10 protein-coding genes are annotated in these 15,679 nt (G+C 39.8%); 2 read left to right on the top strand and 8 right to left on the bottom strand.

The genetic code is table 11. The annotated features are described in order from the left end of the window. Window positions 1-3: 3 nt before the first annotated feature. From VCM39_RS17765 to VCM39_RS17755, 3 genes are all read right to left on the bottom strand, one after another. Complete coding sequence (locus tag VCM39_RS17765) at window positions 4-2,073, bottom strand: RagB/SusD family nutrient uptake outer membrane protein (RefSeq protein WP_322932795.1); 2,070 nt, start codon at window positions 2,071-2,073, stop codon at window positions 4-6. A gap of 26 nt (window positions 2,074-2,099) precedes the next feature. Then, window positions 2,100-5,387 carry a TonB-dependent receptor gene (locus VCM39_RS17760; RefSeq protein WP_322932794.1) on the bottom strand — a complete coding sequence of 1,096 codons (3,288 nt, stop codon included), beginning with the start codon at window positions 5,385-5,387 and terminating at the stop codon, window positions 2,100-2,102. Between the two features lie 158 nt (window positions 5,388-5,545). Further along, entirely contained in the window at window positions 5,546-6,847 is a 1,302-nt protein-coding gene (locus VCM39_RS17755) for an acetylxylan esterase (RefSeq protein WP_221649272.1), read from the bottom strand. 159 nt (window positions 6,848-7,006) lie between these two features. Between VCM39_RS17755 and VCM39_RS17750 the strand changes: the two genes are divergently transcribed. Then, window positions 7,007-7,912: an alpha/beta hydrolase gene (locus VCM39_RS17750; protein WP_322932793.1), complete on the top strand. Its 906-nt coding sequence runs from the start codon at window positions 7,007-7,009 to the stop codon at window positions 7,910-7,912. A gap of 79 nt (window positions 7,913-7,991) precedes the next feature. Here VCM39_RS17750 and VCM39_RS17745 read toward each other — a convergent pair whose 3' ends face one another. From VCM39_RS17745 to VCM39_RS17725, 5 genes are all read right to left on the bottom strand, one after another. Continuing rightward, window positions 7,992-8,645: an HAD family hydrolase gene (locus VCM39_RS17745; RefSeq protein WP_322932792.1), complete on the bottom strand. Its 654-nt coding sequence runs from the start codon at window positions 8,643-8,645 to the stop codon at window positions 7,992-7,994. Between the two features lie 126 nt (window positions 8,646-8,771). After that, complete coding sequence (locus VCM39_RS17740) at window positions 8,772-10,448, bottom strand: glycoside hydrolase 43 family protein (RefSeq protein WP_221649275.1); 1,677 nt, start codon at window positions 10,446-10,448, stop codon at window positions 8,772-8,774. 196 nt (window positions 10,449-10,644) lie between these two features. Then, window positions 10,645-11,331 carry a hypothetical protein gene (locus tag VCM39_RS17735; RefSeq protein WP_322932791.1) on the bottom strand — a complete coding sequence of 229 codons (687 nt, stop codon included), beginning with the start codon at window positions 11,329-11,331 and terminating at the stop codon, window positions 10,645-10,647. A gap of 114 nt (window positions 11,332-11,445) precedes the next feature. After that, window positions 11,446-12,666, bottom strand: a complete 1,221-nt coding sequence (locus tag VCM39_RS17730; protein WP_221649277.1) for a DUF4861 domain-containing protein — start codon at window positions 12,664-12,666, stop codon at window positions 11,446-11,448. A gap of 207 nt (window positions 12,667-12,873) precedes the next feature. Continuing rightward, on the bottom strand, window positions 12,874-14,484 hold the full coding sequence (locus VCM39_RS17725) for a glycoside hydrolase family 28 protein (RefSeq protein ID WP_221649278.1): 1,611 nt from the start codon (window positions 14,482-14,484) through the stop codon (window positions 12,874-12,876). Between the two features lie 327 nt (window positions 14,485-14,811). On the opposite strand from VCM39_RS17725, the gene VCM39_RS17720 reads away from it, so the two are divergent. Beyond that, entirely contained in the window at window positions 14,812-15,669 is an 858-nt protein-coding gene (locus VCM39_RS17720) for an enoyl-ACP reductase (protein ID WP_002559373.1), read from the top strand. The last annotated feature ends 10 nt before the right edge of the window (window positions 15,670-15,679 follow it).

The following is a 15,679-nucleotide window of genomic DNA, read 5'->3' as shown; positions in this document are numbered from 1 at the left end:
TTTTTATTTATTACGGATTCCATATCCATCGTTAGACAAAACTCCTGCACTGTTAGAAACCTTAGATGAAGGGATAGGCATAACGTAAGGAGCCGGTTTGTTCACCAAAGAAGAAAGATCTTCTGTTCCATTGATTAATACTCCATCGGTAATCCCATAGAAACTATACAATGCACTTTCTAATACCGTACCTTTTTTTATGTCATTACCATTTTCGTCTTGTCCGTAAGGTTTATTAGTTGTTGGGTCAGTAGATGATGAAGAGATAAACTTTTTAGCAAAATCTATACGATACATTTTATCTTTTGCACTGGTAAATCCTGATTTAATCTCGTCATCCTTGATTGTTTCTGCGCTCTTATAAGGTTCAACTTTTGCATCACGTGCCGTGAAGATATCATTGTCAAACTTTAACATTCCATTCTCGAATTGAAAGTAAAGGGAGTTGGCCACACCAGTATCTGCTATTTCCAAATCTTTGTTGTATATAAATTCTCCGTTAGCTTCTTCCAATTGTTGGGCGTTCTTCCCTTCTTCAATCATCCATTCAATAGTCTGTACAGCTGCTTTAGCGTATTCATTCCAACGTATAAGGTCGAATTTACGGATACATTCACCTCCAAGTTCCCATGCACGTTCGTTTATGATCGCCTGCTTGAAATCGTTGTAGGATGTTAGTTGATTAATGTACTCGTCAACTTTCTGAGATTTACTTTCTGCATTTGCAAATGCACGTTCGCGTACCCGTTTCAACATTTGCTTAGCTTCGTCTGTCGGCCCATTGTTAATTTCGTTGTCAGCTTCGGCAAGTAATAACAGTACATCTGCATAACGAAGTACTGGCCAGTTAACCCCTGTATTTTTAGTTGCACTAGAGGTAGTCATATCCATACGACACCATTTACCAATAGTAATACCAGTAGGATCACATGCATTTTGCGTATTATCTCCTAAGAATTTATAATTAGCGCAAGTTACTGCAAGACGTTGGTCTTCTTTATCGAATGAACAAGCATATTTAGGAGAAAGGCCTACTTGAATAGTTGTTGTACCTTTACTACCTCCTGTTACGGTAACACCTATACACCAAGCAACATCGCCACCACCATTCTGAACAAAACCATTTTCGTAAAGAACATCACCATTAGCACTGCTGGATGAGTTTATTTGATTATAAAAGATACTTTTGAAATCATTAGTCAGAGCACGGTCCTTTTCTTTGATTAATTTGCGGCAATAGGCTTGTGCCAACTTATAGAAATCATCACTGGCACTTGCAGTCTGTTTAACGCCATTTTCGTCTGTATAGGTAACAGGAGTGATTTGGCCATCTATAGTACAACGGCTCATAGTACCGTCTACTTGCATAGAATATCCGGCACGGAACATTGCTAATTTAGCTATAAAGCCCATAGCAAACTCACGGTTCATTAGTTCTACACCATTCTCGAGTTTATCTGCCCATTTCATTGAACCTTCTACATTAATAAGATCCTGAATGATATGAGAATAAATAATATTCTTGTCTACACGAGGGGTATTGTTGTTTTCTCCATATTTAGAAGGAGTGATGGAGAAGGGGACATCTGCCCAAAAATTACAAAGCAGAAAATAACGATAGGCACGCAAACAATAAGCTTCACCCAATAATTGACTCATTTCTGCATTTCCATTTTTATACATGTCACTGGCCTCTATTCCTTCTATTACTTGATTGGCGAAGTCAATAGCATTGTAGTTGTGCTCCCAACAATTTTTGATGTCATTAAAATCTCCGGCGTTTAATGCCCAAATACCACGACGGTCATTATGAGCAATCGCTTGTGCTTTGCTAACAAAGAACATCTCGACGTCGGTATTCTGCATCCAGGCGTTAGACATACGGGAGGTATATGTATCTTCACAGAAGAATGAATAAATATGGTTAACCATTTTACGGGCGTCCGTAGGGTTTGAACACAGATACTCTTGGGAATCATTTGATAGAGTTTCCGTATCAAGGAAGTCGTTGCATGAAGTACTCAGGAACATTGTACTTATTATAGCTGCAATATATAATAGTCGCTTTTTCATTTTATAATAATGTTAATTGAAAATGATTAGAATGTAATGTTAACACCCGCTGTCCACGAGAAAGCCTTAGGATAGGCTGAATAATCAGCACCTGGAGTAATACCACTTGTTTTACTATTACGGATAGAAGAATTGACTTCTGGGTCATATCCGCTATAGTTGGTCCAAGTCCATACATTATTTAATGTACAATAAAGACGTAATTGACTACAAGCAAATTTTTTTGTCCATTCTTTAGGTAAGGTATATCCTAATGTTAGGTTTTGCAAACGTAGATAGGAACCGTCCTCTATAGCCCATGAAGTAACTAATGGATTTCCGTCCGGAATTGTCAAAGGAGACCAGTAACTTTTGTTTTCATTCATCGATTTTAATGTTTCATAATCAGTTACTATTTCACCCGATGTACGATCTAAGTATGTCCAGGCAGAACCAGCGCCCATATATTCACGTAGATTGGCGTAAGTTGTTCGGTAGGATTGTGTACTTGCAATTTTGTCCATATTATAGATCTGATTACCGTATACCCAGTTAAACATAACTGATAAATCTAAACCTTTCCAAGTTGCATTAAGACCAAAACCACCTGTATGTTTAGGAGCAGTACGACCAATGATCTGACGATCATTTTTGTCTATGTCACCGCTTTTATCAAGATCTTTTAGTTTCATAGCGCCGGGACGTACTCCAGCATTTGATCCAGATAGATAACTATTGTTAGGTATTCCTTCTTTTAGTATAAAATTACCTTTATTATCGAACTGGAATTGAGTTCTACCATTTGCATCAGTGTAGGTCACGAAATCATCTACTCCATAAATTCCATCATAAACGAAACCATAAACCAATCCTAATGGCTCACCTACTATTACGCGATAATCGTCTTGTTCTTTGGTATCTGATGAAAAACCACCTGAGTTGTAAGACATTTCGTTTGTACCGGCTAATTTGTCAACCTTGTTTCTGTTGATACCAATATTGAAATTGGCAGATAACATGAAGTCTTTTGTTTGAATAATGGTTGCATTTAAACTTAGTTCGACACCACGATTTGAAGTTTGGCCTATGTTTTCTTGTACGCTGGAGTATCCCGGAGCTACAATTTGTCTCTCAACTAACAAATCTTTTGTTGTATTCCAATAGAAATCCAGTGTACCTGATATCCGTTCGTGTAAAAATCCAAAATCTAAACCGCCATTTCGTGTGATTGTCGTTTCCCATTTCAGGTTAGGATTGGCCATTTGCGAATTGGCAAGCGTGTAGTGAGGATTTAGGTAACCTCCGGCTCCATAATATTTGGATGATGAATATGCCTTATAAAGTGTTTCGTACATACCACTACCAATACGGTTGTTTCCAGCTTGCCCATAGCTGAAGCGAAGCTTTAAGTTCGATAACCAATTTTGGGTTGGTTCCATAAATTCCTCTTGACTAATTCGCCATGCGAGGGCGGCAGCGGGAAATATACCCCAACGATTGCCTCTTATGAATTTGCTGGAACCATCCGCACGTACAGTAACAGTTGCTAAATATCTGTCTTTATAGCCATAATTTAAACGACCGAAGAAAGAAGCTGTTTTATCAGGTTGTCCCAATGTACTACTGATAGTTCTTGAACCTGTCTCACCAGAATTGGATGCCATACTTGCAAACATTTTCTCTGGAGTAATTTCGCTTTGGAAATATTTTCCGACCATGGTGTTAGATTCGTTATTACTTACTACAATTTCTTGTCCGACCATTAAATCAACGTCATGTATTTGATTGAACGAATGTTTCCAGTTTATTGTATTGGTAATACGGTATTTATAAGTGTCTTTTTTATTCCATTCGCCCATTGGCAACTTATTACCATCCTGAATAGCTTTACTACTTTTTGCACCATACCAGTCTTTTTGTTGGAAAAATGTATAATCATATCCTCCTTCAAGACGGTAAGTAAGACCTTTCAGAATATTCCAAGTTACGCCTCCTGTAAAGTTGAAACGTCGTTCTTGTTTTCTTCTCCAATATTGATCTACTTTTTCTTGTAAAGTCATTGTATCATTTTGGTATTGTTCGAGCTCTTCGTCACTCATGTCACTTGTATCTACATCTGTGAAATCATAGAAACCGTTAACTGGTGCTTTCATCAAAGCATCGTAAGAACGGATCTTATAAGTACCACCACCTGTACCTACGCCTTTAACAGTAGTGTCAGATATACGCGTACCGAAATCAAGTTTTAAACCTTTGGTAATTTCGTGATTTAACTTGAAATTCAGATTAAAACGGTTATAACCGTTGTCTTTCATCAAACTACCATCATTAATGTAAGTACCGCTTAATGAGAATTTAGTTTTGTCATTGCCACCAGTTATACTGATATTGTGCGATTGTGATAAGTCGGGATGACCGAACATTTCATCTTGATAATCGGCTGCTTCTTGGTATTTATAAAGGTCAAGGTCTCCAAACGCTCCAAAACGTTTCTCAAAACTTGAAATACTGTTTCTCATAGCAGCTTTTTCGTAGTTGAACATTACGAATTCGTAAGGATTCATTACATCGATTTTTCTTAATAGCTTTTTGCCTTGAATGTATCCATTATAAGAAACTTGAGTCTTTCCTCCTTTTGCACTTTTGGTTGTAATTAATACTACACCGTTTGCACCTTGTGAACCATAGATGGCAGTTGAAGAAGCATCTTTTAGTACTGTGATGTCTTGAATATCTCCCGGAGCTACGTCACTAATACTCGATACAGGGAATCCGTCTACGATGTACAAAGGAGAGTTATCTCCGGTGATTGAACCCCCACCGCGTACGCGGATAATCATTTCTGCATCGGGAGAACCGTCTGATGTTGTAATTTGTACACCAGCCAGACGACCGGTTAATGCTTGTGCTGCAGAACTTACAGGAATCTTGGCAAGTTCACTACCTTGTACGGTACTGACAGAACCAGTTAAATCTTTTTTCTTAACACTTCCGTAGCCGATAACTACCACTTCATCAAGGGATTGGGCGTCATCATACAATATCACATTAATTGAATTTTGTCCTTTGACTGCAACATCTTGAGTTTTCATACCTATGTAAGATATGATAACATTAGCTTTGGAAGGAACTTTTAGGCTGAAATTACCATCCAAGTCGGTAATGGTACCGTTCGTGGTATTTCCTTTTTCTACGACAGAAGCACCGATTATAGGTTCACCGGTCGCATCTTTCACATTACCTTTGAGAGTAATCGTTTGCGCGGAAACGCTGAGCGATAGAGCTGCAAATAACATAAGCAGCACGATTCGCATGTTTTTCACTTGGTTAGACATTCTTTGCATGTTTACTTTTAGTTTATTAAAATGATTGTTTTTCTTAGTTACACCCATGTAGAGTGTTAATTGATCGCTACAAAAGTATACGGATGTGAACTATGAGATGTGCAATATTTGTTTTTAGGGTGGTATTTTTTGTTTTAAGACGAAAAGTACTACTTAATCAGCTGTTTACAGAACCAATTATTGGTCACTATGTCCTGCTCTTTTGTACGCCAGTGACCTGTATCGTGAGCAATGAACAACTGCTTGGGAGCAGTGATGACATTGTAGGCAGAGAAAGTGGAAGTAGGAGGACAGGTCGGGTCATTATACCCCCACGAATAATATCCGGGTGCCTGAATAAAGCGTGCGAAATTGACGACATCATAGTAACGGGACGTTTCAATCTTTTCGGGTTTATTGTTCAATACCTGATTTTGAGGGGCAAACATGGCTGGCCATCCTCCCGCACGCCCATGAAGATAACCGGTCACATCACAAAGAGCAGGATAGAAAGCTACGAGTGCCTTTATTCGGGAGTCTAATCCGGCAGTAACCATTGCCAATGCACCGCCCTGACTTCCACCGATGACACCTAAGTTCTCCCCATCATATTCGGGCAGGCTACACAGAAAATCGAGCGCACGTATGCAGCCGGTATATACGCGACGATAGTAATAGTGATCTTTACTATCGAGATTATAGAAGGCATAGTTGTTTAATGCACCTTTACTCAGATCGGCATACAGGTTATCCGGTAGTGTTTGCGGAATGCCATGGATACCGATGGCAAGGGTGATCATTCCTTTTTCTGCAAGTTTCATTTCTGCCGGTTGTTTCTTTACTCCGGCTCCCGGTACACGGAGAACAGCCGGGTATCTACCTGACTTTTTAGGTATACAGAGGATACCATAAAGATAACTTCCTTTCTGATAGTGTTGTAAACGGATATGGTATACATTTATTTCCGGAGTACATTGTTCGGGTAACAGAGTAATTAGAGGCTCCATCGGTATGCTGGCTGTTTCTGCTTTGGCACGTTCCCAGAACTTGGTGAAATCTTCGGGAAGTGTAGTGGTTGCTTGTAGCTTTTCTGGGCTAAACCCTATATTTACATAGTTGGAGTAGATAATACCATCTACCTTTGTACGGCAAAGACAAGTGATGAAACCGGGCGTTTTCATTGTACCGGCTTTCACTTTAAAGCTACCATTCTTCAGATCGCTACTTCCTGTTTGGTTAGGAGGAAGTTTTTCGGGACCTATTTCATAGGTGAGTGGAATGTTTTTGAGCATTATGTTTCCACGTATAACTCGAATAGTAAATGATGCCTGTTCGCCTGTACGGTATGTCCAATCGTCGTGATCGGGAGTAATCTCGATATGGACATAGTCTTTGATATTTGTCTTTTGAGCGAAAGATGCTACGTGACAGTACAATAAAGTAAGAATGAGTAGTATGCTTTTCTGGTTCATGATACAATTATTAAATGTTGAAACAAAGTTAATGGAGTTTGCGTAGCTTTTTGTAGAAATAATGTTTCTTTTTACGAGTATATGTACCAATTATTCTACCTTGAAATAAAAAAGCTATACTATCTTTGTCACTCTGAGTTTATTAATCGTATAAATGAAATGAAAAGAGGCTTATGCTTTTGGTTATTGGCAGGAATGTTTCAAATAGGTGTTGCACAGACTTTTTATCCTATATGGAATAATAACATGCCAAACAATAAAGGTATTACTGTGAAAGATAGTATTGCTAATGAACGGGTATATCAGGTAGGTACACCTGGAGTGTATGTTTTTGAACCTTCGAAAGCAGAAAATAAGAAGACTGCCGTATTAATTATTCCAGGTGGAGGATATGCACGTCTGGCTTATCAGATTAGTGGATGGCAGTTGGCTAAATGGTTCAATACGTTTGGGGTTACTGCTTTTGTTCTCAATCATCGTATGCCGCAATCACCGGATGTGATAGTGAGTTATCAGGCTCCTTTGGAAGATGCACAACGTGCAATGAGGTACATTCGTTTTCATGCGGCAGATTATGGTATTGATGTCGATAAGGTAGGAGTAATGGGGTGTTCGGCAGGAGGGCATCTTTCGGCTTGTCTTTCTACATTTTCAGAAGATTGGGGGGCTGGAGGAGATGCATTGGATAAAGAGTCTTTCCGTCCTGACTTTACGATACTTATTTCTCCTGTGATTTCAATGAGGGAAATGGCTCATAAAGGAAGTCGGGATAATCTCTTGGGAAGGGACCCGTCACCGGAATTGTTGCATCAGTTTTCTTGTGATGAACGTGTGACAAATCAGACTCCACCGGCTTTTATTGTACATGCTACTGATGATCGGTCTGTTTCTTCTCTCAACAGCATTCTCTACTATACTGCATTGAAACGAGTGGATATAAAGAAAACAACTCTGCATGTTTTTCCGGAAGGAGGGCATAGTATCGCTTTACGTAATAATCCGGGGACAACTAATCAATGGCCCATACTGGTTGAGAAATGGCTGGAGGGAGTGATTAGCGGTTAGTGATAAGTGATAAGTGATTAGCAGGCTGCGTTATAATCACGCTGCATAGCACTAATCACTAATCACTAACCGCTAATCATTAATCACTAATCATTGATTTCACTACTTCCGCTGTGTCTATAATGTAATCCGGGTGGAAGCCTTCCAATTCTGTACGTGGACGAAATCCCCAGGTAACTCCACAAGAGGTGACTCCTGCATTGATGGCAGTCTGCATATCTACGCCCGAATCTCCGACATAGAGAACTTCTTTTTTTTCAACGTTTGCTATTCGCAAGATATCTTCCACAATTGTTGGATCCGGTTTTACTTTCACTCCATCCCGTTGTCCCAGTACAGCTACGAACCGGATGTTTGGAAAATAATGGGCTACGAGCTTCTCTGTAGCTGCCTGATATTTATTGGACGCAACTGCCAACTGTATCCCTTGGGTCTGTAGTGCTTCTAATAAGACTGCAATTCCGGGGTATGGTTTGCTCTCATCCGCATTGTGTTTGTCATAATAGGGTACGAATTCCTGGCGTACACGGAGTACATTTTCTTCTGTTTTTTCTCCTTCCGGTAAGGCACGCTCAAAGAGTTTGTTAATTCCGTTACCTACCATGAAGTTGTATTCTTCTATTTTATGTATAGGATATCCCAATTTTTTAAGTGCATGGTTCGTACTGTTTGCCAGATCGGCGATCGTATTTAGTAGTGTTCCGTCTAAATCGAATATAACAAGTTTCTTCATTTCTCTTTATTTTAGTAATCGTTCTGCAAATGTAGGAAAACAAATATGCCCCTGCAATAGTTTCTTTTTGCAGAGGCATAAATGCATTTACTTGAAACAGTTATTATAGTTCTAAAGCTTCCCGTTTCATCTCTTTGTGATACGGAACCAGTCAACATCCGCCCAGCCACCGTCATTCGTTACCAAGGCAGGACGGGTGCAGAATGTTCCTATTTTAGCTCCGATCCATTTGCCCTCTCTGGCTTGGAATGGTTTTCCTAATTTCTGGAATTTTTTACCATCGGTGCTATAACTGAAGTCGCACATTACTATAAGGTCATGTCCACCTTCACTTTTACCGATTTTCTTACCGTCACTGCTGAATTTAACTCTCAGATATACTGTGTTGTTTTGTAAATCAATAGCTTCATTTACTTCTTCCGGTGTTCCTTTATCTGCTTTCTTGCAACTTAACTGTGAGAGCACAAGCCCTTTATCCGTGTTTTCAAGAATTAATCCGGCATAATCCAGACCCATAACTACAAGTCCGGTACGTTCACCTTTGTATTTGGTTGTAGGCTTGAAAGTCAGCTTCATTGTTGCAGTGAAGTTATTTGAAGGAGTTTTCTGTAGTAGTAAGTTGGCTACATCCCAAAGGTTTTTATACTCATTCACTACCGGATAAGAATAAAGACGTACATACCCATGATCACCTGCATAGTATGCCCATTTTTCATTGATATTGGCATGCCATTGCCATTGTGGAGAAAGTGTGTATTCATTAAATTCGTCACTTTCTTGTGGTGTACAGATAGGATAGGTTTTACCGACATTTGGTTTTTTATAGGTTAGTACGGGTTCGCCACAACCATCTCCGTCTGTATCATTACCGATTACTGGCCAGTCGTTTATCCATTTCATCGGTTGAAGATGTACGATACGACCGTATGCACCTACATCCTGAAAATGCAGGAACCAGTCTTCTCCCGTTGGAGTATCTACCCATGCTCCCTGATGAGGACCATTGACCGGAGTATTACCTTGTGCTAATACTGTTTTCCACTCATATGGACCGTAGACATTTTTAGAACGAAGAACAACCTGCCAACCTGTTGGTACACCACCTGCCGGATGGAATATATAATAGTAATCACCTCGTTTGTAGAATTTAGGTCCTTCACAGGTTTCGTGGGCTTCATGTCCGTCAAATACAATTCTTGACTGTGTGATGGCCTTGGTAGCATCTGCATTCAGTTCACAGATAGCAATGACGCTTTTTAGTCCGGCACGACTTCCTGCATAGGCGTGTACGAGGTATACCTTACCGTCTTCATCCCATAAAGGGCAAGTGTCGATGATACCTTTTCCTGCTTTTACAAGTACTGGTTCGCTCCAAGGGCCTTTCGGATCACGTGCTTTCACCATGAATGCACCTTGATCAGGATCTCCCCAAAAGATATAGAATTCTCCGTTATGATGGCGGATGGCTGGTGCCCATACACGATTGCCATGTTCCGGATGTTCGGGAGTTTCGATGGGAGGGAGGGCGTAAGGAACAGCAGCACCTATGATGTTCCAGTTTACAAGATCCTTTGAATGAAGAATTTGCAGGCCGGGGAGGCAGTTGAAGCTGGATGAAGTCATATAGAAATCATCTCCTACACGGCAGGCATCCGGATCGGAATAATCGGCATAAAGGATTGGATTTTTATATGTTCCGTTTCCCTGGTCTGCAACCCATACTTCGGACACATAACTTTTCTGTGCTATGGCCGGGGTTGTCATTAATAGGCAGAGGCCTAAGGTCTGTGCTAATCTTTTCATGGATTGTTTTTTATTATTTAGTTATGTTATAGAATTCTTGGTTACAAATATAAGTCTTCCAGATGAAAGCAGTGATGAATAATCGATTGCTTTGGAGGATTTATTGTGCATTAATGTGGAATAATTAGATACTAAAATGCCCCTACTTGCATTTAAACAGGTAAGGGCACTTGCAGTTATATTTTTGAATAGAAACTTATTCCATGTATGCTTTGGTTGTTTCTGAAGAACCATCATCCATAATCTTTTTGATAATGTTCAAACCTTTGGCAGGTTCGCTCAGTCTCATACCAAGAACATTATAATATTCTGTAGCGATTACTTGTTTATTAGTCTCTGCAGACGAAATGCCAGTAGGATCTCCTCCTCCATCTTCTTTTACAGAAAGAAGATACAAGTTTATTCCACTACTTGCCGAAAAGATGTAGATAGTTGTTGCTTCTCCTGTATAAGAAATTACCTTTTTTACAAGGTCTCCCCCAGGAAGAACTTCCATTGAACCTACTTCATTTTCTTTACCACCTGCTGTTACCATGAGGTTACGCGGATCTCCAGAGCTGGATGCATGTGTACCTATTATAGTAATAGTTGCATTTCCACTTACTGGGAATGATAATACTCTATCGACAGCTTCACCCGTTTCTGCATCGAAACTACCTGTTCCTCCGAATTTTAAACGTTGGGTAAAAGTATAGTCATCAAACGTTTTGTTGCTACCATCAATTGATACTTTTTTTGCAGAAGATGCATGAATTGTTAGTCCTTCAACAGTAGTCGTTTCTGCAAAATCACCAGCTGTGAAATTACTGAAATTCCATTCCTGTGCATTCGCTGTAAATACGCCAGCTACGAAAGCCATTGCGAGAAGTAATTGTTTCTTCATAATAATAATTTTTAAGTTATACAATAATGTTCTTTGTTTATTACTGTACAAAAGTATGAAGTATTACCTCTCGCAATGGGTAATATTTGTTCGAATAGGGTGTAATATTTGTTTTTATTGCTTTATTTTGATCACACAAGGATGTTCCAACCCTTCTTTCCACTCACGAATATAGGCGAACCATGCTTCCGGAGTTTTGTAGCCGAATGTTTCTTTCATTGAAGTAAATGTGGTGTGATATGAGAAATGGTTATCTCCTTTGGCTGTTAGGGTATAGAGATAGTTGGGTTTGTCTTTCACTTCTTTTACTACATATTTCTGTGGTATGCAAGTAGCTAACCCTACAGTTTCTTTTGCATATTTTACAGTATCATTTACGGGCCAGTCTGTACCCCAGCAACCGATAAGCCCCTTATGATCAGAATAAGATACGGAACCTTCAATGTCTTGTACACCGGTGCAGAATATTTCATCCTTCAGAGGTTCTTCAAAAAGAGCTTCTACCTTCATGTCGCGGTGCCCGGCATAGAGGGTATAACGGGTAGTCATATTCAATTCAGAACCTTGATATTGCCAATCGGTTACTTTTATTTCAGCAATAGTACGGACAGGACCGTAAGCAATGATACTCTCTGTGAGTGTACTTACAGGTTCTATGTGCAGTGCTTTTTTTCCATTCCAACCCTTTAGTGCACCTACGCCGCAACTACCGCTTACACGTAGTACATCATCACCAAAACCACGTGCCAATTGTTCATCGGTAGGATAAAACTGTGATTCTTTAATCTCAAAGCCTTTATTGAATTTTCCGTAGATATCTACGGTTTGTTTATGGTCAAAGTATAAACGGTAGGCTACCAGTTCCGATTCAAATGCAGGACCATGGTGGTGCATCTGGTTATAGATGTTGGCAGTACCCGGGATGGTCACGGAATGAACAGGAACATGCTTTCCTTTTTTATCACTTACCATCATTTCTGCATATACACGTGGTTCGTATTGTTTATTACTTTTTTCTGATGACAGGGTGATTTTCAGTGTTCTCTTACCTTTGGCAGGCAAATCGATAACAAATGCAAGTTCATCTGCGCGGCGATCTCCATTCAGGTCATCCAGTTGTGATGGTATTTCTGTAGTACCATCTATTACTGTTGCTGATTTAATGCGAAATCCGGGGTTGATATCCTTTAGGTTGATTACTACCGGTTCATCAGATTTTGCCTGTTTCCAGGGGTTACTCACTTCTACTGTGATTGTCTTTTCATTGCTCTGTGCCAGAACTACTAACGGGCAGGAACATAGAAATAATAAAGCGGTAAAAAGGTTTCTTTTCATGTTTTTCTTTATTGTTTTATTGTTGAGTGAATGTCAATGTCGTTTGTTTATCACAGAGTTGTACAGAGAATTGCCTGGTTGTTAATAATAGAAACTCAGTTTTACTGTGGCGAACTCCTCTGCAAATGTAAGCTAAAAAAAGCAGACAGCCCTGTTAGTGATGATAAAAGGACTGTCTGCTTTGATCTAATCTATGTAAATGTGGTTTTACTTTAGGGTTAGATTGGTGCCCTGAGCACCTACCTGCTTATGTAGTTTACCATCTATCCGAATGTTCTTTGCATTTTTTATTTGGAGTGTGGGCCCGTTACTTTGCGTTTCGATGTAGATGTTGTCTAAAGTCACGCCATCTGCCTGGCTGATAACAGCGCCTTCGGCAGCATCTGTAATTACAACATTTTTCACTGTTATATTCTGGATAGGCATTTCGGGTAACCCATTGAAAAACATGGCACGCCCGGAGCCTTTACAATTAATATTTGTAATATGGATATCTTTGAATGCAGGAGTCTCTTCGGTTACGGGTGGCAAATCTGTTTTCGTATTTGCTGCACGTTCTTCTTCTGTTTCTTCTCCCGGCCCCTTACCACCATAGAACAAATCGAAAAGCAATGGTTCATTCGGAATGTTAATCATGTTAATATTATTGATGTAAATTCCTTCTACTACTCCACCACGCCCACGGGTACTTTTGAAACGAAGACCTACGTCTGTACCTAGGAAAGTACAATCTGTTACGTATATATTTTTTACACCTCCAGACATTTCACTTCCCACTACGAAACCACCATGCCCGTGTAGTACTGTATTGTTTTTTACTAATACATTCTGGCAAGGTTCTCCGCGGCGGCGACCGTCCTCATCTTTTCCGGATTTGATACAGATCGCATCATCTCCGGCATCAAACAGACTGTTGATGATAAGAGCATTCTTACAGGATTCCAGATCAAGTGCATCTCCGTTCTGAGAATACCAGGGATTGAATACTTTTACATTATTGATTGTGATATGTTCGCATGATAATGGATGTAGACACCAGCTGGGAGAGTTCTTGAATGTAACGCCTTCCAGCAACACTTTCTTACTTTTTACAATATTGAGTAGTACCGGGCGTAACCAGGGACGGATTTCATTCCATTCCTCATCAGTGTTTATCCCTTCGGGAACATTGAAGTCTTTACACGCTAAGGCACCCTTCAATGCACCGGCTGTTGGATACCATATCTTTTCGGCTGCGTCCGTTACACCACCCGATTTGACAAGCTTACTCCATTGAGAAGCAGTAAGTTTGTCTCTTTTAACCGGTCTCCAGCTATCTCCCGATCCGTCGAATGTTCCATATCCTGTGATAGCTATGTTTTCTGCATTGCGTGCCGAGATGGGAGATTGGCAACGCCGTGTTTCCAATCCTTCAAAGGAGGTTTCTATTATAGGGTATGCATCAAAGTCATCTGTGAAAAGAATCATTGCATTACGTTCTGTATATAAGTTTACATTACTCAGAAGTTCGATAGGACCCGTTAGCCACAATCCCTCCGGAATGACAACTTTACCTCCGCCTTTGGCATTGACAGCTTTAATTGCTTCATTGATGGCCTTTGTGTTTAGAAATTTCCCGTCATTTTTAGCTCCGAATGCAACAATGCTTATTGTATAGTCCGGAAATGCAGGTTGCTCTACAATAGGCATATCAAAAGGGAGATCCTTATAAATACTGTTGTCAATTACATTTCCTTCTTGAGCGCATGTCCGATTCCCTTGTGAGAGGGGGAGGCATATAGCTGTTAACAGCAGGAGCTTTTTCGTTAATGTGTTCATTTAAATTATCTTTCTATGGATTAATACTAAGGGTTGTCTTCACTTGATAACCGAAGAGGTTTATTATCCTTTGGCAGACTACTCTCCCGAGCGATCTACCGGAATGGATAATAAGATTCATGTTAACCTAATTCTAACCTTAAATAAATATTATGAAAAAACCTCTTAATTATCTGGTGCAAATATAGAGTCGATAATCCCGTTAGATGTGTACAATCTGTTGGTTTAGGTGGATTTTTTGTCATTTTCGGCTTTTCTTTGCACACTTCTCGTGTTTTTATGCAGAAAGTTCCTATATTTGCAACCTAATTTAACTATTTAAAAGGTATGAGTTACAATTTGTTGAAAGGAAAAAGAGGTATTATCTTCGGTGCTCTGAACGACCAGTCTATTGCCTGGAAGGTAGCAGAGAAAGCCGTAGAAGAAGGTGCAACTATTACATTATCAAATACTCCTATGGCCATACGTATGGGCGAAGTAAACGCTCTGGCCGAAAAATTGAACTGTGAAGTTATCCCTGCTGATGCTACCAGTGTAGAAGATTTGCAGAATGTATTTAAAACTTCTATGGATGTGTTGCACGGTCAGATTGATTTTGTTCTTCATTCTATAGGCATGTCTCCTAATGTACGTAAAAAACGTACTTATGATGATCTTGATTATGGAATGCTGGAGAAAACGTTGGATATATCAGCTGTTTCTTTCCATAAAATGATTCAGGCTGCCAAAAAGTTGAACGCTATTGCAGATTATGGTTCAATTCTTGCTTTGAGTTATGTGGCTGCTCAGCGTACATTCTATGGTTATAATGACATGGCGGATGCAAAGGCACTGCTTGAGTCTATCGCCCGTAGTTTTGGCTATATTTACGGGCGTGAACATAGTGTGCGTGTAAATACTATTTCCCAGTCACCCACATTTACTACAGCAGGTTCGGGTGTGAAGGGAATGGATAAACTTTTCGATTTCTCTAATCGTATGTCTCCATTGGGTAATGCTACTGCTGATGAATGTGCTGACTACTGTATCGTAATGTTCTCTGATCTTACTCGTAAAGTGACTATGCAAAATCTCTATCACGATGGTGGTTTCTCCAGTGTAGGTATGAGTCTTCGTGCAATGGCTACTTATGAGAAGGGACTCGATGAGTATAAAGATGAAGAAGGAAATATCATTTACGGATAAGAAGCATTAT

This window comes from Bacteroides mucinivorans (assembly GCF_034654355.2).
Lineage (GTDB): Bacteria > Bacteroidota > Bacteroidia > Bacteroidales > Bacteroidaceae > Bacteroides > Bacteroides nordii.
This window is presented reverse-complemented; position numbering and strand designations above follow the sequence as displayed.